The organism is Vescimonas sanitatis (assembly GCF_049060325.1).
Classification (GTDB): domain Bacteria; phylum Bacillota; class Clostridia; order Oscillospirales; family Oscillospiraceae; genus Vescimonas; species Vescimonas sanitatis.
This window is the reverse complement of the sequence record NZ_JBMGPW010000005.1, coordinates 1-24,262: the sequence shown is the minus strand read 5'-3', so window position 1 is coordinate 24,262 and position 24,262 is coordinate 1. Positions and strand designations below refer to the sequence as shown.

At 59.9% G+C, this 24,262-nt stretch carries 23 protein-coding genes, 1 rRNA gene and 1 riboswitch; of the genes, 23 read left to right on the top strand and 1 reads right to left on the bottom strand.

All coding sequences use genetic code 11. The annotated features are described in order from the left end of the window. Positions 1–33: 33 nt before the first annotated feature. The 12 genes from ACOMDU_RS07275 (at position 34) to ACOMDU_RS07220 (ending at position 12,646) form a co-directional block, all read left to right on the top strand. Positions 34–516, top strand: coding sequence for a GNAT family N-acetyltransferase (locus ACOMDU_RS07275; RefSeq protein WP_421129738.1), 483 nt, complete (start codon positions 34–36; stop codon positions 514–516). A 106-nt stretch (positions 517–622) separates the two neighbouring features. Then, positions 623–1,555 (top strand): lysine 5,6-aminomutase reactivase subunit KamB, encoded by a 933-nt coding sequence (gene kamB, locus ACOMDU_RS07270; RefSeq protein WP_421129737.1) that lies wholly within the window; start codon positions 623–625, stop codon positions 1,553–1,555. Beyond that, the gene (gene kamC / locus ACOMDU_RS07265; RefSeq protein ID WP_421129736.1) at positions 1,552–3,012 is read left to right on the top strand and encodes a lysine 5,6-aminomutase reactivase ATPase KamC; all 1,461 of its coding nucleotides are present in this window, start codon (positions 1,552–1,554) and stop codon (positions 3,010–3,012) included. Before kamB ends, kamC begins: the two co-directional genes overlap by 4 nt. A 195-nt stretch (positions 3,013–3,207) precedes the next feature. Further along, positions 3,208–3,384, top strand: a riboswitch (Lysine riboswitch). A 109-nt stretch (positions 3,385–3,493) separates the two neighbouring features. Beyond that, entirely contained in the window at positions 3,494–3,886 is a 393-nt protein-coding gene (kal, locus tag ACOMDU_RS07260; protein WP_421129869.1) for a 3-aminobutyryl-CoA ammonia lyase, read from the top strand. 12 nt (positions 3,887–3,898) lie between these two features. Continuing rightward, positions 3,899–4,726, top strand: coding sequence for a 3-keto-5-aminohexanoate cleavage enzyme (gene kce, locus ACOMDU_RS07255; protein ID WP_421129735.1), 828 nt, complete (start codon positions 3,899–3,901; stop codon positions 4,724–4,726). Between the two features lie 47 nt (positions 4,727–4,773). Continuing rightward, positions 4,774–5,826, top strand: coding sequence for an L-erythro-3,5-diaminohexanoate dehydrogenase (gene kdd / locus ACOMDU_RS07250; protein ID WP_421129734.1), 1,053 nt, complete (start codon positions 4,774–4,776; stop codon positions 5,824–5,826). 89 nt (positions 5,827–5,915) lie between these two features. Then, positions 5,916–7,166: a lysine 2,3-aminomutase gene (kamA, locus tag ACOMDU_RS07245; RefSeq protein WP_421129733.1), complete on the top strand. Its 1,251-nt coding sequence runs from the start codon at positions 5,916–5,918 to the stop codon at positions 7,164–7,166. 15 nt (positions 7,167–7,181) lie between these two features. Then, positions 7,182–8,741: a lysine 5,6-aminomutase subunit alpha gene (gene kamD, locus ACOMDU_RS07240; protein ID WP_421129732.1), complete on the top strand. Its 1,560-nt coding sequence runs from the start codon at positions 7,182–7,184 to the stop codon at positions 8,739–8,741. Then, entirely contained in the window at positions 8,738–9,526 is a 789-nt protein-coding gene (gene kamE / locus ACOMDU_RS07235; RefSeq protein ID WP_022136434.1) for a lysine 5,6-aminomutase subunit beta, read from the top strand. Before kamD ends, kamE begins: the two co-directional genes overlap by 4 nt. A gap of 79 nt (positions 9,527–9,605) precedes the next feature. After that, positions 9,606–10,298, top strand: a complete 693-nt coding sequence (locus ACOMDU_RS07230) for a CoA transferase subunit A (protein WP_421129731.1) — start codon at positions 9,606–9,608, stop codon at positions 10,296–10,298. Further along, entirely contained in the window at positions 10,298–10,966 is a 669-nt protein-coding gene (locus ACOMDU_RS07225; protein ID WP_022136436.1) for a 3-oxoacid CoA-transferase subunit B, read from the top strand. Before ACOMDU_RS07230 ends, ACOMDU_RS07225 begins: the two co-directional genes overlap by 1 nt. Before the next feature lie 420 nt (positions 10,967–11,386). After that, a complete protein-coding gene (locus ACOMDU_RS07220) occupies positions 11,387–12,646 on the top strand; it encodes a hypothetical protein (protein WP_421129730.1) in 1,260 nt (419 codons plus the stop codon). An 83-nt stretch (positions 12,647–12,729) separates the two neighbouring features. On the opposite strand, the gene ACOMDU_RS07215 is transcribed toward ACOMDU_RS07220, so the two are convergent. Continuing rightward, a complete protein-coding gene (locus ACOMDU_RS07215; RefSeq protein WP_421129729.1) occupies positions 12,730–13,956 on the bottom strand; it encodes an Mbeg1-like protein in 1,227 nt (408 codons plus the stop codon). 167 nt (positions 13,957–14,123) lie between these two features. Between ACOMDU_RS07215 and ACOMDU_RS07210 the strand changes: the two genes are divergently transcribed. The 11 genes from ACOMDU_RS07210 to ACOMDU_RS07160 form a co-directional block, all read left to right on the top strand. After that, the gene (locus ACOMDU_RS07210; protein WP_421129728.1) at positions 14,124–14,987 is read left to right on the top strand and encodes a class I SAM-dependent methyltransferase; all 864 of its coding nucleotides are present in this window, start codon (positions 14,124–14,126) and stop codon (positions 14,985–14,987) included. A gap of 22 nt (positions 14,988–15,009) precedes the next feature. Beyond that, entirely contained in the window at positions 15,010–15,870 is an 861-nt protein-coding gene (locus ACOMDU_RS07205) for an energy-coupling factor transporter ATPase (RefSeq protein WP_421129727.1), read from the top strand. A gap of 2 nt (positions 15,871–15,872) precedes the next feature. Then, positions 15,873–16,739 carry an energy-coupling factor transporter ATPase gene (locus ACOMDU_RS07200; RefSeq protein WP_421129726.1) on the top strand — a complete coding sequence of 289 codons (867 nt, stop codon included), beginning with the start codon at positions 15,873–15,875 and terminating at the stop codon, positions 16,737–16,739. Beyond that, positions 16,733–17,539, top strand: a complete 807-nt coding sequence (locus tag ACOMDU_RS07195) for an energy-coupling factor transporter transmembrane component T family protein (RefSeq protein WP_421129725.1) — start codon at positions 16,733–16,735, stop codon at positions 17,537–17,539. Before ACOMDU_RS07200 ends, ACOMDU_RS07195 begins: the two co-directional genes overlap by 7 nt. 19 nt (positions 17,540–17,558) lie before the next feature. Next, complete coding sequence (truA, locus tag ACOMDU_RS07190) at positions 17,559–18,314, top strand: tRNA pseudouridine(38-40) synthase TruA (RefSeq protein ID WP_022136254.1); 756 nt, start codon at positions 17,559–17,561, stop codon at positions 18,312–18,314. Beyond that, entirely contained in the window at positions 18,307–19,506 is a 1,200-nt protein-coding gene (locus ACOMDU_RS07185; RefSeq protein ID WP_421129724.1) for a DUF5711 family protein, read from the top strand. The genes truA and ACOMDU_RS07185 overlap by 8 nt, the downstream gene beginning before the upstream one ends. A gap of 39 nt (positions 19,507–19,545) precedes the next feature. Beyond that, positions 19,546–20,205 carry a CvpA family protein gene (locus ACOMDU_RS07180; protein WP_421129723.1) on the top strand — a complete coding sequence of 220 codons (660 nt, stop codon included), beginning with the start codon at positions 19,546–19,548 and terminating at the stop codon, positions 20,203–20,205. Between the two features lie 52 nt (positions 20,206–20,257). Continuing rightward, complete coding sequence (locus ACOMDU_RS07175) at positions 20,258–22,600, top strand: ATP-dependent Clp protease ATP-binding subunit (RefSeq protein WP_421129722.1); 2,343 nt, start codon at positions 20,258–20,260, stop codon at positions 22,598–22,600. Positions 22,601–22,609: 9 nt separating this feature from the next. Next, entirely contained in the window at positions 22,610–22,819 is a 210-nt protein-coding gene (locus ACOMDU_RS07170) for a hypothetical protein (protein WP_421129721.1), read from the top strand. 47 nt (positions 22,820–22,866) lie between these two features. Next, entirely contained in the window at positions 22,867–23,685 is an 819-nt protein-coding gene (locus tag ACOMDU_RS07165) for a 4Fe-4S binding protein (protein WP_421129720.1), read from the top strand. A 437-nt stretch (positions 23,686–24,122) separates the two neighbouring features. Further along, a 16S ribosomal RNA gene (locus ACOMDU_RS07160) occupies positions 24,123–24,262 on the top strand; the annotation flags it as partial.

Below are 24,262 nucleotides of genomic sequence, written 5' to 3'. Positions count from 1 at the left end.
TATACACAGGACTTACGAAAAGGAGGAACAGCTATGGAGATCCGTTTGGCAGCAATGGACGATCTGGCCGCTGTAACGGCGCTGGAGGCGGTGTGCTTCCCACCGGCCGAGGCGGCGCAGGAGGACAGCCTCCGCGCACGGTTGGCCGCATACCCGAACCACTTCTGGCTTCTGGAGGACGAGGGACGGCTGGTGAGCTTCGTCAACGGCCTTGTCACCGATGTGTATGATCTGACGGATGAGATGTTCGATGATGTGTCCTATCACAGCGAGAACGGCGGGTGGCAGATGATATTCGGCGTGGCGACCCACCCGGATTATCAGCGCCGCGGCTGCGCGGAAAAGCTGCTGCGCTACGTGGTGGAGCAGGCCCGCCAGCAGGGAAGAAAGGGCCTTGTGCTGACCTGCAAGGAGCATCTGCTGCACTTTTACGGCAAGGTGGGCTTCGTGGACGAGGGCATCTCTGGTTCTACCCACGGCGGTGCGGTGTGGCACAAGATGCGCCTGACATTCTGACAAATGGCAAGGAAAGGGGGGGAAAGCATTTTCCCCCCTTTCTTTTTTCAAAAGGGTATGTTATACTCAAAAATTGACTGAATACCAAGGAAAGGGCGTGTACGCCATGCACGACGAGCTGATACGCCGGCTCAATGAAACAAAGACCATGTCCATCGTGGGTATGTGCAAGAACGCGGGCAAGACCACCATGCTCAACTGGCTGCTGACGGCGGGCCATCTGCGGGGTACGCTGGGGCTGACCTCCATCGGGCGGGACGGCGAGTCCACCGATGTGGTCACCGGCACGGAAAAACCGGGTATCTTTGTCCGTGAGGGTACACTGATCGCCACGGCCAAGGATATGCTGCGGCTGGGCGACGTGACAAAGGAGATTTTGATGACCACAGGTATCCCTACCCCGCTGGGCGAGGTGGTCATCATGCGCGCCCGCAGCGCCGGCTATGTGCAGCTGGCGGGGCCCTCTATCACCACGCAGCTGCGGTCGGTGTCTGAGAGCTTTTTTGCCTTGGGGGCTGAGAAGTCCGTCATCGACGGTGCGTTGGGGCGCAAGAGCCTGGGCGCCCGGGCGGTGGCGGAGGGCGTTATCCTGTGTACCGGCGCCAGCTACAACGCCAGCATGGAGAAGGTCATCGCCGACACGGTGCACATCTACCGGCTGATGAACCTGCCCAAGGCCGAGACACTGCCGCCGGAGTGCCCCGACGGGCTGGAGGCCTGTGTCCGGAAGCACGGCGCGGCGCTGGTGACCGGTGCACTGACGGATACAATGGTGGTGCCGCTGCTGCGAAGCGGCGTGCTGCGGAAGTGCCGCCTGGTGGTCAAGGACCCCAGCAAGGTGCTGCTCAGCGCCGATACACTGGATAAGCTGGCGGTGCGTGAGGTGGCGCTGGAGACGGAGGACGCGGCGAAGACGCTGTGCGTCACCGTGAACCCGGTGTCCGCCTACGGATGGAAATTCGACAAGGATGAATTCCTGTTCCGCATGAAAGAGGCGGTGGACGTACCGGTCATCAATGTGAAGGAGGAACTGGCATGATCGCGGTCAAGTTTGAGGAAAAAGAGAAGATCGGCCTGCAATACGCGCTGGAAACACTGCACGGCTGCTCGCCCTTCGGGCAGGAACGCATTCGGCGGCTGCGGTTTTATGCGCCGGAGGAACGCGCCGCACTGGAGGAGGAGCTGTACAACGTGGAGCAGGCGGCCAACGCCGCCGGTGAGCTGAAGGACGTGTACAACAAGCTGATGACCGGCCTGTGCCAGATGAAGGATATCCGCAACTCCCTGCGCCGCTGCGCGGCGGGGGAGACGCCGGACCATGTGGAGTTGTTTGAGATCAAGGGCTATTTGCAGCGGCTGGACGGTATGCGCCCGCTGTTTGAGCAGATCAACGCGGTGACGCACTTCAAGGGCATGACCTTCCACGAGGTGAAGGACGCATTGGCGGTGCTGGACCCGGATGGTACCGGGAGCCGGGGCTTCTATATCCCGGACAGCGCCACGGCAAAACTGAAGGAGATCCGCAGCGCCAAGAAAGAGGTGGAGGAACGGCTGTTCCACGCCCAGACCGACGCGGAAAAGGACGATCTGCGCCTGAAGCGCACCCGGCTGTGCGGCGAGGAGGACGCGGAGGAGATGCACGTCCGCAAGGCCATGGGCGCGGCGCTGGCCCCTATGGTGGACGATCTGCTCTCCGATGCGGAGACGGCGGGGCGTCTGGACTTTATTATCCAAAAGGCACTGTTTGCCGTGCGCTACGGCGGTGTGAAGCCGGAGCTGACGGAGAAGGACCTGGAGCTGGAGGATATGATCAATCCGGAGATCTGCGACCTGCTGGAGCAGCAGGGCCGCCGCTTCGTGCCGGTGTCCATCTCCCTGACGCCCGGGGCCACGGTCATCACTGGCGCCAACATGGGCGGCAAGTCCGTGGCCATGAAGACGGTGGCGCTGAACGTGCTGTTGCTGCAGGCGGGCTTCCTGGTGTGCGCCAAAAAAGCCCGTATGCCGCTGTTCCACAGCGTGAAGATGCTCTTTGACGACCTGCAGTCCATCCAGTCCGGCCTGTCCGGCTTCGGTTCGGAGATCGTACAGTTCCAGAAGGCGCTCTCCGAGGTGGAGCAGGGCTATTCGCTGTTCCTGCTGGATGAGTTTGCCCGGGGCACCAACCCGGACGAGGGCGCGGTGATCGTGCAGGCGGTGACGCGGTATCTCAACGGTGTGGACGCCATCTCACTGCTGACCACCCACTATGACAAGGTGGCGGAGTACGCCCGGACCCACTATCAGATCATCGGTCTGCGGGATATCGACCCGGAGGCTATCCGCCGGGAGCTGGCCGTGACCAGCGAGGACGGCGTGGCGGTCATCGCGCGGCACATGAACTACGGCCTGTATCGGGTGGAGGGAAAGTCCGACTGCCCGCGGGACGCGCTGAACATCTGCCGGATGCTGTCCCTGAAGCCGGAGATACTGAAAATGGTGGAGGAAAGCTATTAAAAAAGCGCCCTGCGGGGCGCTTTTTTTCTGTGCGGGGTGCGGACATGGAGGGAGGGGTGCTTTCTCGGGGAAATGCCGAAATACAAGGCTGAAATTTATTCGTATCGCACAAAAAAATTATTGTCTTTTCTGTCACAATGTCACTTGACAAGACCGCTGAAAAAGGTATAATTTATAGATAGAAATTTCATAATATCAGTCAATAGAGGCGCGGAGGACAGGGTACTGCATATTTGGGGACAGGCACCCGGTAAATTTGCAGGAAGGGGTCTTCCGCCGAAGGGGCCGGACGGGTCTGTGCGTGCGGTTCCTGGCAGCGCGGTGTAAGCGGCGCTGCTGTCATGTAGTGATACATGGAGCGCTATTGGTCAACGACCTTGACCGATAGCGCTTTTTTCATACCCAAAAGAAGTGCCGAGGCCAGCTCTGGTATTGGAAATGCACGTCCAAAAATTTGAAGGAGGAAAAACTTATGGAAAAGATGACATCTCTGCTTCGTCTGCGTATGAGCGCGAAGGACGCCCACTACGGCGGCAACCTGGTGGACGGCGCACACATGGTGCACCTGTTCGGCGATGTGGCCACCGAGCTGCTGATCAAGTGCGACGGCGATGAGGGCCTGTTCTGCGCGTATGACAACGTGGAGTTCCTGGCACCCGTCTACGCCGGCGACTACATCGAGGCCTACGGCGAGATCGAGAAGATCGGCAACACCTCCCGTACCATGAAGTTCGAGGCCCGCAAGGTCATCGTCTCCCGCCCCGACATCAGCGCTTCCGCCGCTGACGTTCTGGCTGAGCCCGTGGTGGTCTGCCGTGCCCACGGCACCTGCGTCACCCCCAAGGACTGCCAGCGTCTGCCCATCGAGAAGTAAGGAGCGGAAACAATGGAGAAGCTCATTATTACCGCCGCTATCTGCGGCGCTGAGGTCACTAAGGCCCAGAACGAGGCTGTTCCCTATACCGTCGAGGAGATGGTCCGCGAGGCTAAGTCCGCCTACGAGGCCGGTGCGGCGATCCTGCACATCCACGTCCGTGAGGATGACGGCACTCCCACCCAGGGCCGCGAGCGTTTCAAAGTCGTCATGGACGCCATCCGCAAGGAGCTGCCCGACGTCATCATGATCCCCTCCACCGGCGGCGCCACCGGCATGAGCCCCGAGGAGCGTCTGCAGCCCACCGAGCTGTTCCCCGAGATGGCCACCCTGGACTGCGGTACCTGCAACTTCGGCGATGAGATCTTCGATAACACCATGCCCACCATGCGCGCCTTCGGCAAGCGCATGATCGAGAACGGCATCAAGCCCGAGTACGAGTGCTTCGAGCTGGGCCATATCGACACCGTTCTGGGCATGGCCAAGAAGGGCGAGGTCCCCGGCGATCCCATGCAGTTCAACTTCGTGCTGGGCGTGCACGGCTGCACCCCCGCCACTGTGGAGAACCTGGCGTTCTTCGCCAGCAAGATCCCGGCCAACGCTACCTGGACCGTGTCCGGCGTGGGCCGCGCTGCCTGGACCATGGCCGCTGCCGCTATCGCTATGGGCGGCAACGTCCGTGTGGGCTTCGAGGACAACATCTATCTGGGCAAGGGCCAGAAGGCCGCGTCCAACGGCGAGCTGGTGGCCAAGGTCGTCCGTATCGCCAAGGAGCTGGGCCGCGAGATCGCGACCCCCGCTGAGGCCCGCGAGATCCTGTCCCTCAAGCCCCTCAAGTAAGCATCCGAAAGAAAGAATTATAAATATATTTTAGGAGGAAATTTATCATGGCTGAACTGAAAGGCAACAAGTACGGTACCCACCGCGTTATCGAGCCCAAGGGCGTTCTGACCCAGGCTGCTTGGAAGATCGACAACGACATGAGCAAGGTCTATTCCAACGAGATCGTCTGCGATGTCACCTCCCTGAACATCGACTCCGCTTCCTTCACTCAGATCTCTGAGGCCTGCGGCGGCGACGAGAAGAAGATCGGCGAAATGATCCTGGGCATCGTCGCTGAGCGCGGCAAGCAGCAGAATCCCGTTACCGGTTCCGGCGGTATGTTCAAGGGCGTTGTCGCTCACATCGGCGAGGACCTGAAGAAGAAGCCCGGCTTCGACCTGAAGGAAGGCGACAAGATCGTCTCTCTGGTCTCCCTGTCCATGACCCCGCTGAAGATCGACAAGATCCTGGCCATCCACAAGGATATCGACCGCGTGGACATCGTCGGCAAGGCCATCCTGTTCGAGTCCGCTCTGTATGCCAAGATGCCCGATGATATGTCCGAGCCTCTGGCCCTGGCTGCTCTGGACGTGGCCGGCGCTCCCGCGCAGGCCCGCAAGCTGCCCCACGAGGGTGACAGCGTCCTGATCCTGGGCGCCAACGGCAAGTCCGGCGTTCTGTGCGGTTGGGAAGCTATGAAGAAGGTCGGCCCCAAGGGTAAGGTCGTGGGCGTCGTCCGCAACCCCAAGCAGGTCCCCGGCCTGATGGAGCTGGGCGTGTACACCGACGTGATCGTGGCCGACTGCACCAAGCCCGTTGAGGTCATGGAGGCTGCTCTGGCTGCCAACGACGGCAAGGAGTATGATCTGTCCATTTGCTGCGTGAACATCGAGTCCTGCGAGATGTCCGCTATCCTGCCCGTCCGCGACGACGGTCTGGTGTACTTCTTCTCCATGGCTACCTCCTTCACCAAGGCTGCCCTGGGCGCCGAGGGTATCGGCAAGGACGTCACCATGATCATCGGCAACGGCTATACCAAGAACCACGCGCAGATCACCCTGGACGTGCTGCGTGAGAACCCCAAGCTGCGTAAGCTGTTCGACGAGAAGTACTGCTAAACGAAACTGACCGAAGCTGGGTGTCCCCTTCGGGGGACTCCCAGCCTTTGGCGTACCTAAAACAACGATTTTTGTGAAGGAGAAACGACATGAAAACTCGCAATGGTTTGTTTGCTGACGTTCCCGAAAATCTGTGGAACGACTGGCATTGGCAGGTCGCTAACCGCGCTGAGACGGTTGAGGATCTGAAGAAGTACATGACCCTGACCCCCGACGAGGAAGCCGGCGTTGCCAAGACCCTGGGCAAGCTGCGCATGGCCGTCACCCCCTACTATCTGTCCCTGATCGATCTGGACGATCCGTTTGATCCCATCCGCAAGATGGCTATCCCCCGCGCTGAGGAGCTGGAGTATGCCGACTATGAGGATGCCGATCCTCTGCACGAGGACACCGACTCTCCCACCCCCGGCCTGACCCACCGCTATCCTGACCGCGTGCTGCTGCTGATCACCGACCAGTGTTCCATGTACTGCCGCCACTGTACCCGTCGTCGTTTTGCCGGTCAGAACGACTGCGAAGTGCCTATGCAGCAGATTGACAAGTGCATCGATTATGTGGCCGCCCACCCCGAGGTCCGCGACGTGCTGCTGTCCGGCGGTGACTGCCTGATGGTCGAGGACGACACCCTGGAGTACATCATCAAGCGCGTGCGCGCCATCCCCCATGTGGAGATCGTGCGTCTGGGCTCCCGTACGCCCGTTGTGTGCCCCCAGCGTATCACTCCCGAGCTGTGCGCCATGCTGAAGAAGTATCACCCCGTGTGGCTGAACACCCACTTCAACACCCCCAAGGAGTTCACTCCCGAAGCCGCCAAGGCCTGCGCTATGCTGGCTGATGCCGGTATCCCCCTGGGCAACCAGTCCGTGCTGCTGGCCGGCGTGAACGATTGCTCTCACGTGATGATGGAGCTGGTCCACGGTCTGGTCAAGATGCGTGTGCGCCCCTATTATATCTATGCCTGCGATCCTTCCCTGGGCCTGAGCCACTTCCGTACCCCCGTGTCCAAGGGCATCGAGATCATGGAAGCTCTGCGCGGTCATACCTCCGGCTACTGCATCCCCACCTTCGTGGTCGACGCTCCCGGCGGCGGCGGCAAGACCCCCGTTATGCCCAACTATCTGATCTCCGAGACGCCTCGTAAGGTCATCCTGCGCAACTTCGAGGGCGTTATCACCTCTTACACCCAGCCCGAGCACTATGTTCAGGATTGCCACTGCGACGTCTGCACCGGCAAGAAGAAGGTGGAGAAGACCGGCGTGGCATGGGTCGCCGAAGGCACCAAGCAGCGCTATCTGGAGCCCACCAAGCTGCTGCGTAACGAGCGTCACGTCAAGAAGTAAGAGAGAGGAAAAACTATGGAAAGCAAACTCGGCTTGAATTTTGAGCTGGTCAACCGTGCCCGTGCCTCCGCCGCCAAGATCGCGGACGACACCCAGCACTTTATCGACCAGCACACCACCGTCACGGTGGAGCGCGCTGTTTGCCGTCTGCTGGGTATCGATGGCGTCAACGATATGGACGTTCCTCTGCCCAACGTGGTCGTTGACCACCTGATGGCAAACTCCCTGCTGCCCGTGGGTGCCGCGTGGGCTATCGGCAACGCTATGGTGGAGACCGGCAAGGATCCCCAGGGCGTGGCAGATGCCGTGAACAGCGGCGAGCTGGACCTGAGCAAGGTCCCCGCCCATTCCGACGCGGAGATTCGCGGCGCCATCACCCCCGTGGTGAACGCTACCGTGGAGCGCATCAACAAGAACGTCGCCAAGCGTAACAGCTACCTGAAGGCGTGGGGTGATAAGGAAGGCCCGTACCTGTACATCATCGTGGCTACCGGTAATATCTACGAGGATATCACGCAGGCCAAGGCCGGTGCCAAGCAGGGCGCGGACATCATCGCCGTGATCCGTACCACCGGTCAGTCCCTGCTGGACTACGTGCCTTACGGCGCGACCACCGAGGGCTTCGGCGGTACCTACGCTACCCAGGAGAACTTCCGCCTGATGCGCGCGGCGCTGGACGAGGTGGGCGAGGAGCAGCACCGCTATATCCGGCTGTGCAACTACTGCTCCGGCCTGTGCATGCCCGAGATCGCCGCTATGGGCGCTCTGGAGCGTCTGGACGTCATGCTGAACGACGCTCTGTACGGCATCCTGTTCCGCGACATCAATATGCAGCGCACCATCGTGGACCAGTACTTCTCCCGTGTCATCAACGGCTATGCCGGCGTTATTATCAACACCGGTGAGGATAACTATCTGACCACCGACGACGCTATCACCGCGGCCCACACCGTGCTGGCCTCCCAGTTCATCAACGAGGCCTTTGCCAAGACCGCCGGTATGCGCGAGGAGCAGATGGGTCTGGGCCACGCCTTCGAGATGGATCCCGCCGTGGAGGATACGTTCCTGTACGAGCTGGCGCAGGCCCAGATGGCCCGCGAGATATTCCCCAACGCGCCCCTGAAGTATATGCCTCCCACGAAGTTCATGACCGGCAACATCTTCCGCGGTCACATTCAGGACGCCCTGTTCAACATGGTGACCATCCTGACCAACCAGAAGCTGTGCCTGCTGGGCATGATGACCGAGGCTATCCACACCCCGTTCATGTCCGACCGCGCGCTGTCCATTGAGAACGCGCAGTACATCTTCCGCACCATGAAGGATCTGGGCGATGAGCTGACCTATAAAGAGGGCGGCATCATCCGTACCCGCGCCAACGAGGTGCTGACCAAGGCCACCGACCTGCTCTCCGAGATCGAGAAGCTGGGCCTGTTCACCACCATCGAGAAGGGCATCTTCGCCGACGTGAAGCGTCCCAAGGACGGCGGCAAGGGCCTGGCCGGCGTGGTCATCAAGGACGACAAATACTTCAACCCGTTCATTGAAGTCATGAAAGGCAAGGTGGGAGCATGAGCAGCGGACTGTATAATACCCATAAGATCGATTTCGATACAACGCTGGATCTGACCCGCCTGAAGCCCTATGGCGACACCATGAACGACGGTAAGGTGCAGACCAGCTTCACCCTGCCCATCAAGGATGATGAGCGCGGTGAGGAGGCTGCCCGCCAGATCGCCAAGAAGATGGGTCTTGAGGAGCCCAACGTGGCCTATCACACCGCGCTGGACAAGGAGTTCACCTTCTATGTGGTCTATGGCAGCTGCGTACACTCCGTGAACTATGAGGATATCCATGTTATTACTGTGGAGTCCGATGTGATGAGCATGGAGGATACCAATGAGTACATCAAAGAGCACATCGGCCGCAAGGTCGTGATGGTGGGTGCCTCCACCGGCACCGATGCTCACACCGTGGGTATCGACGCTATCATGAACCGCAAGGGCTTCGCCGGCCACTACGGCCTGGAGCGTTACGAGATGATCGAGGCCTATAACCTGGGCTCTCAGGTCCCCAACGAGGAATTCATCAAGAAGGCGCTGGAGCTGCACGCGGACGTGCTGCTGGTCAGCCAGACCGTTACCCAGAAGGATGTACACATCCAGAACCTGACCAACCTCATCGAGCTGCTGGAGGCCGAGGGCCTGCGCGACAAGTTCGTCGTATGCTGCGGCGGCCCCCGCATCACCCATGAGCTGGCCAAGGAGCTGGGCTTTGACGCCGGTTTCGGCGCCGGCAAGTATGCCGACGACGTGGCGTCCTTCGCCGTGACCGAAATGGTCAAGCGCGGCATGAAGTAAAACCATACGGCACCACTGGGTCAACTGCATAGGCAGATGGCCCAGTGGTTGCTGTCATAAAAAAGTAGGAGGAACAGAAATGGCAAAGAAACCTGTATTGACTGCCAAGGAAGCGGCGGCCATGATCCCCGACGGCGCCACGATTATGTGCGGCGGCTTCCTGGCTTGCGGCCAGGCCCGCGCTATCGTCAAGGAGCTGGTGGCCCGGGGCACGAAGGACCTGACCCTGATCGCCAACGATATGGGCCGCGCGACTGGCCCCATGGGCGAGGAGTTCTTCGGCATCGCGGAGCTGATCCACAACCATCAGGTCAAGCGCGTCATCGCAACCCATGTGGGCATGACCCCCGAGGTCGGCCAGCAGAACACCGAGGGTACGCTGGAGGTCAATCTGCTGCCCCAGGGCACCCTGGCTGAGTGCATCCGCGCCGGCGGCGCCGGTCTGGGCGGCGTGCTGACCCCCGTGGGCATCGATACCCTGGTGGAGGAGTCCCCCTTCTGCCTGGGCCGCCACACTGTGGACGGCAAGGATTATCTGCTGATGAAGCCCATCCACGCCGATTTCGCCCTGCTGGGCGCCTATAAGTGCGATGAGTACGGCAACTGCTGGTACAAGGGCACCATGCGCAACTTCAACGTGGTGATGGCCACTGCCGCAGACACCGTGATCGCCGAGTGCGAGTATATCGTCCCTGTGGGCGACATCGAGCCGGAGAACGTCCATACCTACGGTATGTGCGTGAACTACATCGTGGAAGGAGACAGAAAGTAATGGAAAAGTCTGAGATCAAGGGCTTTATTGCCAAGCGCTGCGCCAAAGAGCTGAAAGATGGCGACGTCGTGAATCTGGGCATCGGTCTGCCCACCCTGATCCCCCACTACCTGCCCGAGGGCGTGGAGCTGATCATCCACGCTGAGTTGGGTATCGTCTCCGCCGGAAAGGCGCCCAAGGAGGGCGACGAGAACTATGATCCGTACCACGTTGTGGATGCCGGCGGCAGCCCCGCTTCCGTGGCCTATGGCGGCGGCTTCATCGACTCCGCCAGCAACTTCGGCCTGATCCGCGGCGGTCATGTGGATGCCTGCTTCCTGGGCGCGCTGGAGGTCGATGCTGAGGGCAACCTGGCCAACTGGATCATCCCCGGCAAGAAGATGCCCGGCATGGGTGGCGCCATGGACCTGTGCGTGGGCGCCAAGCACTGCATTGTGTGCATGGAGCACACCGCCAAGGGCAACCCCAAGATCTTCGAGAAGTGCCGTCTGCCCCTGACCGCCTCTCACTGCGTGAATAAGATCATCACCGAGATGTGCGTGTTTGAGGTCACTGACAAGGGCCTGCTGATGACCGAGATCAACCCCGAGTTCACTGTCGATCAGATCAAGGAAGCCACGGCCGCTCCCTTCGAGGTCGCCGTTGACCTGAAGAGTATGCTGGACTGAGTGAAAATGCGTATGACTCCCCCGGCGAAGCCGGGGGAGTTGTTTTTTTGGGGGGGGGAGCGGTGAGTGCACGATGATACCTCATCCGTCAACGCTCCGCGTTGCCACCTGTCTCCCTGCGGGTCGGTCGGTTCACGGGTCTGACACGCCACCGACGTGTCATTCAACACCGTGAACCCCTCGAGGGGAAGGCAAGGGGCTGGGCGGACCGATGCGGGAATATTTCCAAAATGTGGAAAAATGAAAGAAATTTGTTACCGGGAATGGAGGTTTTCGGGGAAAATGCTGAAATTGGGGTGGACAAATGGGAAGAATGTGGTATAATCTGTGTATCCGCAGGAGTACTCCTGCTTTAGCGTTTTAACAGAGATTAAAACGAAGCGTCCTGCGGAAATTTGACCTGAAAAGGGGTAGAAAACAATGAAGAAATGTATAAGCTTGGTGCTGGCCCTGCTCATGGCCCTGGCCCTCTGCACCGTATCTTGGGCAGACACAACTACGGCGAAATATCCTGATGGCGTGACCGACGCTTCCTTTGAAAGCGCGCAGACCGTGTACTACACGAACTATCTGGGCGAGGTAAAGTCTGGTGGAACTGAGGATTCGGAAAAGACCGCTCTTGTGGCCTATGTGGATGCCAGCGGCAACGTGCAGTATGCGGCCGATGTTAATGCGGCTATCGCGAATGACGCAACGACGATCTATTGTAAAGCTGGCGCGACTTTGCGCATGCGGCAGAGAGCGGTGGATACCAACAGAACGCTGGACCTGACGAAGGATCTGACCATCTATGCCAACGGTGCGAACTTCCAGTATGGTGAGATTTCTGTCAACATGACGGATGCAGGTAAGGCGGCCAATGTGACGGTCAAGGTTTATGATGCCAAGAATATCAAGGTGTGGGGCGCGACCCCCAATGATGGCGTAACCCAAACCTTCTATCTGGAGAACTGCACCAACATCGGCGAGACGGCTACCGGCGATAAGGGCATTCTGATGTATATTACCGGCAACACTGGCACGGTCAACGCGACCGTCAAGGACTGCCACATTGAGAAGAACAGCAGCGGCATCTACATGAGTACAAACGGTAGCCTGACCGTGACCAACACCGAGTTTGTGGGTTGTGCTGCGGGTGTCAAGACCAGCTATAAGGGTGCCAGAACGCGCACCGACACGATTACCGGCTGCACCTTTACCAACTGCGGCTGTGATGCAGCCGATGCCGGCAACACCAGCTGGCTTGCGGATGACAGCTCTGCCATCAAAGCTAAGAACGGCGGCACCGGCACGATGACCGCCACTATCGACAACAATACCATCACGGGCACCAAGGGCGGTAAGGGCGATATTCAGGTCATCAGCGAGACGAACACCGCAGATGTCACGGTGAAGAACACCGCTGCCAAGGTGACTGTCTCCTACAAGGAAAACAATGAGCAGCTGGTCGAGGAAAAGACGCTGACCAAGGATAACACCCTGACCATCAACGAGAACGGCGGCTCCAATGTTACCCAGCCCGAGCAGAAGCCCTCCAACAACTACTACTATTACGCCCCCACCCCCGATACCACCACCAAGGGCTCTCCCAAGACCTTTGACGCGGGCGTGGGTATCTACGCCGTGACGGCGGTGCTGTCGCTGGGCGGTATGGCGTGGACGGCGAAGAAGCGGCACTAAGTCAACAAAAAAGAAAGCCCGTGAGGGCTTTCTTTTTTTGACATTTGCGGGGGCGAGGGCTGTGCCTGCGGGCGGCTGCGCTTTTATTTTTCGCCCTTGGTCAGGTTGGTCAGAACGGTCTTGACGCCCTCCAAACCCTCGCCGGCGGCTTTTTTCACGCCTTCAAGCCCCTCGCCGGCGGCCCTTTTCAGCTCGTCCTTCACGTCCACGGCCAGACGGCGGAATATCTCGGCGATGATCTTCTTTTTCTCCTCGTCCGCGCCGGCGTACTGCTTCAGCAGCGCCGCGCCGCCGGCCAGACCGCCGCTGCGGAGGTCGTCCAGCGTCCGGGCTTTGCCGGACAGAGAGAGCACGTCAAACAGCGCGTCGGTGAACTGCTCACGCTCGGCGGGGGTCATGGAGCCGATCCACTCCCGGAGCACATCGTCGGAGAGCCTGCCCATCTGGGAACGCTGGCCCAGGTGGACAAAGCGGGTGCCCACCACGCTCCAGGACAGGGGCTCGTGCTGCATGATGGAACGGTTGGCGCTGTCGATAACGGCGTAGTCCTCGGCGTGTTCCAGCAGGACGCCTACGATGGAGGACTCGGGGATATAGGTGTGCAGCTTATCGGCCACCCGGCGGTATTCCGGGGTGTCCAGCATATCCTGGGCGAAGCCGGGGCCATCGTTGTTATAGGCGGACAGCAGGCGGTCCTTCTGCAGCTCGGCAGGCAGATAGATGGCCGCCCAGGCGGCCAGATTGCCGCCCTTGCTGTGGCCGCCGATACGCAGGGGCAGGGCGGGGCAGAGGGACGCCATCTCCGTGGCGTAGGACACGGCGCGCGTCTGGGCGGGGACGGCGGAGAGAAAGCTCATGTTGAAGTCCTCTTTCCAGCCGGCCAGAGAGGTGTCAGTGCCCATGAAGGCGACGAACAATGTGCCGTCGGGCACCAGGAAGGAGAGCGCGTCGAACTGCTTGGCGCTCTGTTCGTCGTATTCGTGGGTATAGCCGAACAGGCGCAAGTCCCGGAAGCGTTCGGTCTGTGCCGCCAGACGCAGCAGGGGGAGATAGCTGAGCTCGGAGAGGCCCAGCTGGTCATCCTCGTCGGTGAGCAGGGGTGCGACCTGGGCCAGGGTGGGCGCCGCGGCGGGGTCCTTGGTATGGACCGCGTCGATGCGGCGGAAGTTGATATAGGAGAGGATGCACAGCACCAGGTTGTCCACCTCGTTGAAGCCGTCACGGGCAAAGGTCAGGTCGCCGCGCCAGCGGAGGTAATCGAAGGGTGTGCCGTTGACGGGGGCCAGCTGTTTGGGTGTGTTCTTTTCCATATAGACCTCCTTGCGTATGGTATATGCAGTATACCACACTTTGCCCGCGGCCACAACGGGCAGCGCGGCAAAAAATGTTTGGCGAAAAATGTTTACAGTTGCGGCGTTGACGATGGGGGACTTCTATTGTATAATAAACTGATTTATTATGGGGAGGGTCCGTCTGTATGTGGATCGCGAAGGATTGGAAGGATTATGAGCTGCTGGACTGCGGCGGCGGCGAAAAGCTGGAGCGCTGGGACCGGCAGGTATTGGTGCGCCCCGATCCCCAGGCGATCTGGGAGACGGACAAGACCACGCGGCTGTGGCGCGGCGCAACAGGACGCTATTCCCGGTCTTCTACCGGCGGCGGTCATTGGGATAAAGGCAAGCTGCCGGAAAGCTGGCAGGTGCATTACAAAGACCTGACATTTCAGGTGAAGCCTATGAACTTCAAGCATACGGGATTGTTCCCTGAGCAGGCGGTAAATTGGGACTTCGCCATGGACAAGATACGGCATGCCGGAAGGCCTATCCGGGTGCTGAACCTGTTTGCCTACACCGGCGGGGCTACGGTAGCCTGTGCGAGGGCCGGGGCTTCTGTGTGCCATGTGGACGCGGCCAAGGGTATGGTGGCCTGGGGTAAGGAGAACGCCCGGCTATCCGGCCTGGGCGAAGCGCCCATCCGCTGGATCGTGGACGACTGCGCCAAGTTCGTGGAGCGTGAGATACGCCGGGGTAAGACCTATGACGCCATTATCATGGATCCGCCCTCCTACGGGCGCGGGCCCGGCGGCGAGGTGTGGAAGTTAGAAGACAATCTGTATCCCTTTGTGGAGCTGTGCAGCCGGGTGCTGTCGGACAAGCCGCTGTTCGTGGTATTGAACAGCTATACCACGGGGTTGGCGCCGTCGGTGCTGGGGTACATATTGCAGATGCTGGTAGGGCGGAAATTCGGCGGCACGGTCACATGGGACGAGCTGGGCCTGCCCTGCACGGAAAGCGGCATGGCGCTGCCCTGCGGCGCCACGGGAAGATGGTTTTCCGAGTAAACAAGAACGGAAGTAATTGCGTATGGCAGTGATGATAGAGACAAGGAACCTGACCTATACGTACCCTGCGCCGGAGGGGGAGACAAATCCTCCAGCCCTGCGGGATGTATCGGTACAGATCGAAAAGGGCAGCTTTACGGTGGTGCTGGGCCACAACGGCTCCGGCAAGTCCACCTTTGCCAAGCACCTGAACGCGGTGCTGCTGCCGTGCGGCGGTGCCGTGTATGTGGACGGAATGGACACGCGGGACGAGAAGCTGCTGCTGGAGATACGGCGGCGGACGGGTATGGTGTTCCAGAACCCGGACAATCAGATCGTGGCCAACGTGGTGGAGGAGGATGTAGCCTTCGGCCCGGAGAACCTGGGTGTGCCTACGGCGGAGATACGCCGGCGGGTGGACGACGCGCTGGCGGCGGTGGGCATGGAGCAATTCGCCAGCCACGCACCGCACCTGCTCTCCGGCGGGCAGAAGCAGCGCATCGCCATTGCGGGTATTCTGGCCATGGAGCCGAAGTGCATCGTGCTGGACGAGGCCACGGCTATGCTGGACCCGGCAGGACGGCGTGAGGTCATCGACACCGTGCTGCGGCTGAACCGGGAACAGGGTATTACCGTGGTGCTTATCACCCATCACATGGTCGAGGCGGAGCGTGCAGACCGAGTGATCGTGATGAACGACGGCGAGGTAGCGATGGACGGTATGCCGCGGCAGGTGTTCTCACAGGTGGAGCGCCTGCATGAACTGGGTCTGGCGGCGCCGGATACGGTGGAGCTGCTGTACCGGCTGCGGCAGGACGGAGTAGATGTGCCGCTGGAAAGCCTGACGGTAGGCGAGTGCGCCGATACCATTTGCCGCGCTTTCGGCGGGGCGGAAGGGAAGTAACATTGGAACCGATTTTGCAGATAGAGGACCTGACCCACACCTATTCGGCGGGGACGCCGTTCCAGCGCAGCGCCGTGGAGGGGCTGAGCATGACTGTGGGCGCAGGGGAGTTCTTGGGCGTGATCGGACACACCGGGTCCGGTAAATCCACGCTGATACAGCATCTGAACGGGCTTTTGCAGCCTACGTCCGGGCGTATTCTCCTGGAGGGGAAGGACATCTGGGCGGATCCGAAAAAAATACGGGACGTGCGCTTCAAGGTGGGGTTGGTGTTCCAGTACCCGGAATACCAGCTGTTCGAGGAGACGGTGTATAAGGACATCGCCTTCGGACCGAAGAACATGGGCCTGGACGCGGAGGAGATCGACCGGCGGGTGCGGGACGCGGCAGCCTTTGTGGGACTGCACGAGACGCTGCTGGACAAGTCGCCCTTTGAGCTCTCCGGTGGACAGAAGCGCCGTGTGGCTATCGCGGGCGTCATCGCCATGGAACCGAAGGTGTTGGTGTTGGACGAGCCCACGGCGGGGCTGGATCCCCAAGGACGGGACGCCATCCTCGCCCAGATACAGGCCTATCACCGCGCCAAGGGCGCGGCGGTGGTGCTGGTGAGCCACAGCATGGAGGAGATCGCCAGAAATGTGGACCGCATCGTTGTGCTGTCCGACGGAAAGGTATATATGGAGGGCACGCCGAAGCAGGTGTTTGCCCGGGCTCATGAACTGGAGCAGGTGGGGCTGGACGTGCCTCAGGTGACGAAGGTGGCCGCCGCGCTGAAAGCGCGGGGGCTGGATATCGATACAGCGGTATACACCGTGGAGGCGCTGGAGCAGAAGCTGCTGACGCTGAGGGGGGGTGCGTCTCCGTGCTGAAGGATATCACACTGGGTCAGTTTTTCCCGGCGGACACGCCGGTGCACCGACTGGACCCCAGGACAAAGCTGCTGTGCGTCATCCTCTACATCGTGGCGCTGTTCAGCGCCAAAAGCGTACTGACCTATGGAATCATGATCACGGTGCTGGCGGTGTCGGTGCTGGTGTCGCGGGTGCCGTTCAAGTCGTTGACAAAGGGCTTGAAGCCCGTCTATTTTGTGGTGGCCTTCACGGCCGTTATGAATATGTTTTTCACCGCCGGTACGCCGGTGGCGGATGTTTGGCTACTGCGGAGTATCACCTGGGAGGGTGTTGTAGCCGCCGTGCAGATGGTGCTGCGGATCGTGATGCTCATCATGGGCACATTTTTGATGACGTACACCACCAGTCCCATCGCCCTGACGGATGGTATGGAGAGCCTGCTGGGGCCGCTGAAAAAGCTGCGCCTGCCGATCCACGAGCTGGCTATGATGATGTCTATCGCGCTGCGGTTCATTCCCACGCTGATCGAGGAGACAGACAAGATCATGTCGGCACAGAAGGCCCGCGGCGCGGACTTTGAGACAGGCAATATCTTCCGGCGTGCCAAAGCGTTGGTTCCCATTTTGGTGCCGCTGTTCATCAGTGCGTTCCGCCGTGCCGATGAACTGGCTACGGCTATGGAGTGCCGCTGTTACCACGGTGGTGAGGGGCGTACAGCCCTGCGGGTGCTGCGGTATAAGGCGGCGGACTGGCTTGTGCTGGTGGCGTTCCTGGCGCTGACGGCAGGCATTATCGTTTTGAAAAAGCTTGGCTTTTGAGTGAGAGGAGGCGGGGCCTATGCGGAATATCGCGCTGGTATTGATGTACAACGGCACCGCCTATCACGGCTGGCAGGTGCAGAAGACGGAGACCTCTGTGGCGCAGACGCTGGAAAAGGGCTTGTCTATGGTGTGCGGCCATCCGGTGAAGGTCATCGGCTGCGGGCGCACAGATGCCGGCGTCCACGCGGAGCACTATGTGGCCAATTTCCGTACAGAGTCGCGGATACCGGTGGATCGCCTGCCCTTTGCGGTGAATACCCATATCCCGGAGGATATTGTGGTAAAGGCGGCCTATGAGGTAGCCGATGACTTTAACGCCATCGGGTCGTGCATCCAAAAGGAGTATACCTACCGTATCTACAACTCCCGGATCAAAAACCCCTTTTACGTTCACCGGGCGTATTTCTATCCCAAGAAATTGGATGAGGACTTGATGGACCGGGCGGCCCGGATGTTCGAGGGGACCCACGATTTCGCCGCTGTGCGGAGTGTGGGGACCAACGTGCGGAGCACCGTGCGGACTATCCACTACTGCCGTGTGACGCGGAATGGGGAACTGCTGGAGCTGAAGGTATGCGCGGACGGTTTCTTGTATAATATGGTACGTGCCATTACCGGCACGGTGCTGTACGCGGCGGAGGGGAAGCTGATGCCGGAGGACATCCCGGAGATACTGAATTCGGGCAACCGGACGCTGGCGGGGCCCACGGCACCGCCGGGAGGGCTGTATCTCACGCGAGTATGGTATGAGGATGAACGGTTGAATGGATAACAACACCAACAACTGGAAAGAGTTTGCCCTGGGCGACGTCCAGGAGGAGCATCCCCGGCGTGTGGCCAAGCGCAGCCGGAAGCCGCTGCTGGTACTGCTGATCGTGGCGGTACTGGCGGTAGCGGCGGTGACGGCGGCGGTGCTGCTGGACCGCAGCGGTTTTGATGGCCTGCGCCGCAAGGTCATTTACGCCAAGGCGGTGAAGGATGAGACCGGCTGCGCTCAGCTGTATCGTTACAGCAGCGACCAGTCGGGTCATTTTGCCTCGCTGGAGGGCAGCCTTGTGTCTGTGTCCATGCACCAACTGACGGTGCTGGATGAGCAGAACAAGACGCTGTATGACGAGGCGGTGAAGTTCCAGTCACCGGCGTTGTCCGTCGGCGGCGGACGTGCCGCAGCCTATGACGTGGGCGGAACGGTGGTATACGTCCTGTCGGATAAGGGCCTGGTGTACACACTGGACTGCGCCGGAGAGGTGCTCAGTGCATCGTTGAATACCAAGGGCTGGCTGACTGTGGTGTGCAGTGAAAGCGGCTGCAAGGCCGCGGTACGGGTCTATGACGGCAACGGAGAAGCGGTGTTCGCCTTCAAGTCGTCGGACCGCTTTGTGATGACGGCGGCGCTGTCCGCCGACAGCCGTACCTTGGCGGCGGTGACCATGGGGCAGGAAAACGGCACGTTTGCCAGCTATGTGATCTTCTACCGGGTGAACAGTGATCAGGAGGTCGGACGCTGCACCCTGCGGGGCAGCGTGGTCTATGATCTGATGGCTGCGGGAACCGGGTTCTGCGCCGTGACGGAGGAGCAGTTGTGCTTCATTGACGGCAGCGGCGTGATGACTGCCGCCTATGATTACGGCGGAGACTATCTGCGGCGGGTCAGCATCAGCGGCGACGGCTATGCCGCTCTGCTGCTGGGCCGGTACCGTACCGGCACGCAGCACCGTGTGGTGACGGTGAACAGCGAGGGTCAGGAGTTGGCATCGCTGGAGCTGGACGCGGAGGTCAGCAGCCTGTCCGCTGCGGGACGATACGTGGCCGTGCTGTGCAGCGACCATCTGACGATCTATGATAAGCAGCTGCTTCCCGTGGCGGAGCTGGAGGAGGTCAGCCAGGCACGGGAGGTGCTGATGCGGAGTGACGGCTCAGCTGTGCTGGCGGGAAGTACCGCCGCAAGCCTGTATCTGCCGTAAGGTGTGACAGGGCGAGTGCCCTATGTGAGGTGATCACCAATGAGTGGAAATGTTGGAATATTTGTGGATCTGATTTTACTGGCACTGCTGCTGATCGGCTTGGTGCTGGGTTGGCGGCAGGGGTTCGTGCAGGCGCTGACGCGTATCATCGTGGTGGTGGCGGCACTGCTGCTGGCCAGCTGGATCGCCGGAAAGCTGGCGGAGCCGGCGGCCAGATGGCTGGAGCCGATCCTTTCGGAGAAGCTGGAGCAGCGGCTGACGGCCCAGGGCAACACCGACGACGCCGGCGAGATGCTGGCGGCCTTCGGCTTTGAGGGCGATACACTGTCAGAGCTGGTGGACAACGCTGTGGAGAAGGCCCAGCAGGCGGGCGAGACGCTGCTGAGCGCTGTGGTGTCCACCGCGCTGAAGTCTGCGGCCTACGCGGTGGTGTATGTGATGTCGTTTTTGCTGCTGCTGCTTTTGCTGCGGCTGGTACTGACACCGCTGCATCTGTTCACAAAGCTGCCCGTGGTCCACGGCGTCAACGCCCTGCTGGGCGGTGTGCTGGGGCTGGTAAAGGCGGCACTGCTGCTGTTTTTGGCAGTGTGGGTGCTGCAGAAGCTGCAGCTGCTGGTGACGCCGGAGCTGGTGAACAAAACGGTGCTGCTCAAATTTTTCGCCCAGAACAGCCCCATCGATCTGATCGCTAAGCTGTGAAAACGGCTATAATGGATATGCTTTTTTTGATAAGAGATAACGGAGGAAAACCATGCAACCGACTCTTTGTTCCAAATGTAAGAAGAATGTGGCCGTTGTGTTCATCTCCCGGATGAATGAGAAGAACGAGATGGTCAACGAGGGCCTGTGCCTTAAGTGTGCCGCCCAGCTGGGTCTGCCCCAGGTGGAGGACATGATGAAGCGCATGGGTATTACGCCGGAGGACCTGGAGAACATCAACAGTGAGATGATGCAGGCCTTCGGCGGCGCGGAGGAGCTGGATGCGCCGGTGGACGAGGGCGAGGAAGATGATGAGGAAAGCGGCAAGACCGCTACGTTCCCGTTTCTGAACCGCCTGTTCAACAACGGCAGCAATCCGCCGGCCGAGCAGCAGCCGTCCCAGAACGGCGGCGCCGGACAGCAAGGGACCGGCCGCAAGACGGAGAAAAAGCGCAAATTTCTGGATAACTACTGCATCAATCTGAGCCAACGTGCCCGGGAGGGCAAGTTGGATGCCGTTATTGGCCGGGAGCAGGAGATCGAGCGCGTGGTGCAGATCCTGAACCGCCGCCAGAAGAACAATCCCTGCCTGATCGGCGAGCCGGGCGTGGGCAAGACCGCTATCGCCGAGGGACTGGCGCAGCGGATCGTCAAGGGCGAGGTGCCGTTCAAATTGCGGCAGAAGGAGGTCTATCTGCTGGATCTGACGGCGCTGGTGGCAGGTACGCAGTTCCGTGGCCAGTTCGAGAGCCGTATGAAGGGCCTGATCGAGGAGATACGCAAGGCCGGCAACGTGATCCTGGTCATCGACGAGGTCCACAACATCGTGGGTGCCGGCGATGCCGAGGGCAGTATGAACGCCGCCAATATCCTTAAGCCTGCCCTTAGCCGGGGCGAGATACAGGTTATCGGTGCCACCACGTTCAACGAGTACCGTAAGCACATCGAAAAGGACACGGCGCTGGAGCGCCGCTTCCAGCCCGTTACCGTCAGCGAACCCAATGTAGAGGATACGCTGAAGATACTGCAGGGCATTGCCCACTACTATGAGCAGTTCCACGGTGTGTCCATCCCGCAGGGGGTGCTGCGCCAGGCGGTGCTGCTGTCCGAGCGCTATATCACGGACCGCTATCTGCCGGATAAGGCTATCGACCTGATCGACGAGGCCTGCTCCGACCGGAACCTCCACGATCCGGAGATCAACCGCCATATGGAGCTGGAACAGGAGCTGTCCAATTTGATCTTTGAGCGCGAGAATCTGATGTCCGCCCAGCCGTCGGACGGTCAGCAGTTTACCGAGCAGGAGCTTGACCAGCGGTACGAGCGCATCGCGGAGCTTCGCAGCCAGGAACTGCGGGTGACGGATGAGCTGAATGCCATCAGGGCCAAGGGGATGCCAGAACTGACCATGGAGAACATTGCCCGGGTCATCGAGATGTGGACAAAGATCCCCGCCAGCAAGATCAAGGAAGAAGAGTTCAAGCGTTTGGCGGAGCTTGACCAGCGGCTGCGCGCCCATGTGGTGGGCCAGGACGAGGCGATCGCCGCCGTGTCCGCCGCGATCCGCCGCAACCGCGTGGGTATTTCCCCCAAGCACAAGCCGGTGAGCTTCATCTTTGTGGGGCCTACCGGTGTGGGCAAGACGGAGCTGGTGAAGCAGCTGGCTGACGATCTGTTCAATGCGCCGGAGAGCCTGATCCGCCTGGATATGTCCGAGTTTATGGAGAAGCACTCTGTCTCCCGTATTGTGGGCAGTCCTCCGGGCTATGTAGGCTACGACGAGGCGGGGCAGTTGACGGAGAAGATACGCCGCAAGCCCTACTCCGTTGTGCTGTTCGATGAGATCGAAAAAGCGCACCCGGATGTGCTGAATGTGTTGCTGCAGATTTTGGACGACGGACAGATCACAGACGCCCACGGACGGAAGGTGAATTTTGAGAACACCGTCATCGTGATGACCTCAAATGCAGGGTCCGACACTAAATCCGCCGGTGCAGTGGGCTTCGGCGGCAGCGCTGACGACCAGGGCAGGGAGCGAATCATGAAGGCACTGCAGGACTTCCTGCGGCCGGAGTTCCTGAACCGCGTGGACGAGATCGTGTGCTTCAACCACCTGACAAAAGAGAACTTTGCCGGGATCGCCCGTATCATGCTGGATGAGTTGAAAGCCTCGCTGGGCGACAAGGGCTATACCCTCCGCTATGACGAGGCACTGGTGGACTATTTGGTAGAGAAATCCTACTCTTTGACCTACGGCGCCCGAAACCTGCGGCGCCTGATCCAAAAGGAGCTGGAGGACCCCATGGCCGCCCGTATCATCGATGCGTTCGAACATCCCATTACGCAGATCAGCGCCACCGTACGCGACGGCGCGGTGCAGCTGTACACATTGTGAGGTGAGTCTATGCTGTTTCGCAAGGATATGGACCCCCGGTGCGCATACTGTGCCAAAGGAAGCCGCATTGGCGAGGACAAGGTAGCCTGCGTCAGGCGGGGTGTCGTGATGCCGGAGGACCACTGTGGCGCGTTTAAGTACGACCCATTGAAGCGGGTACCGCCCCGGCCGATGAAGCTGGATACAGACAAGCTGCGGGAAGAGGATTTTCAACTGTAAGCACAATAGGCAGCCGCCGGCTGCCCGTGCAGTGAAAGGAAAATGGCATGACTGTTAAAAAAGTATGGGCTGTGTACTTTAGCGGGACTGGCACCACGAAGAAAACAGTCGATCGCATCGCTCGCCGTCTGGCAGAAGCGTTGGGCACAGACTGCGAAGTGTATGACTACACGCTGCCCGCCGCACGCCGACAGGAGCTGACCATTCCGTCCGGTGATGTGGCCGTAGTGGGTTGTCCCACCTACGCTGGGCGCGTTCCAAATCTGCTGATGCCGTACCTGCGGGATATGGTGCACGGCGAGGGTGCTTTGGCGGTGCCTGTGGTGCTGTTCGGCAACCGCAATTACGATGACGCACTGATGGAGCTGTCGCAGCTGCTGACGGCTGACGGCTTTTCCTGCGTGGCCGGAGGGGCCTTCGTGGGGGAACACAGCTTTTCCCGTACCTTAGGCGCGGGTCGGCCCAGTGGGGCGGATGTGGGGGAGATGGATGCCTTTGCCGAGCATGTGGCCGCCAAGCTGGTAGCGGGAGATACTGCGCCCGTCACCGTGGGCGGCTGCGACCCCATACGGCCCTACTACACCCCCCGTGACCGTCATGGTGATTCTATCAATATCCTGAAGGTCAAGCCCAAAACGGATGTGACAAAATGCGGGGGCTGCGGTCTATGTGCTGCCCGGTGTCCCATGGGAAGTATCGACCCGGCGGACGTGTCCCGAGTCAACGGAGTGTGCATCAAGTGCGGTACCTGTGTCAAGGGCTGTCCCACCGGCGCCAAGTATTTCGATGACCCCGGGTATCTATACCACAAGAGCGAACTGGAGGAGATCTACGCCCGGCCGGCAAAGAACGAGGTGTTTCTGTAAGTATCAAAGAGGCAGGCGGCGGAGATAATACATAAGCTGTGCTGATGACGTGAAGCCTTCCATTCCAAGTGGACAAAATGTGGAATTGACCGTTGACAAAAGGCACAGTGTATGGTAGTCTAACAAAGCTGTCCGGGAGGGCAGAGCGCGTGTAAAGCGAGTCAATGAAAAATGTCTAAAAAAGGTAAAATAGTAGTTGACAAGATGGCAGACATGTGCTAAGATAATGACTGTTCCGCGGTTATGGGACGTGTACCTTGTAAATTAAACAACGAACGAAACGAAAAGCACCAGACGGGAGCACATTGTAAGATGTGCAACTGAAAACTTGGCGGAGCCGGGTTAAGTCAATTACCGGTAAAGCTAAGTATAAAAAGTTTTAAGCTATGACAAATAGCTCTGTAAAGATTTAAGCGGCTACGGTCGTTTAGATACGATTTATAGAGAGTTTGATCCTGGCTCAGGACGAACGCTGGCGGCGTGCTTAACACATGCAAGTCGAACGAGAATCTGTGGAAAGAGGATTCGTCCAATTGAAGCAGAGGACAGTGGCGGACGGGTGAGTAACGCGTGAGGA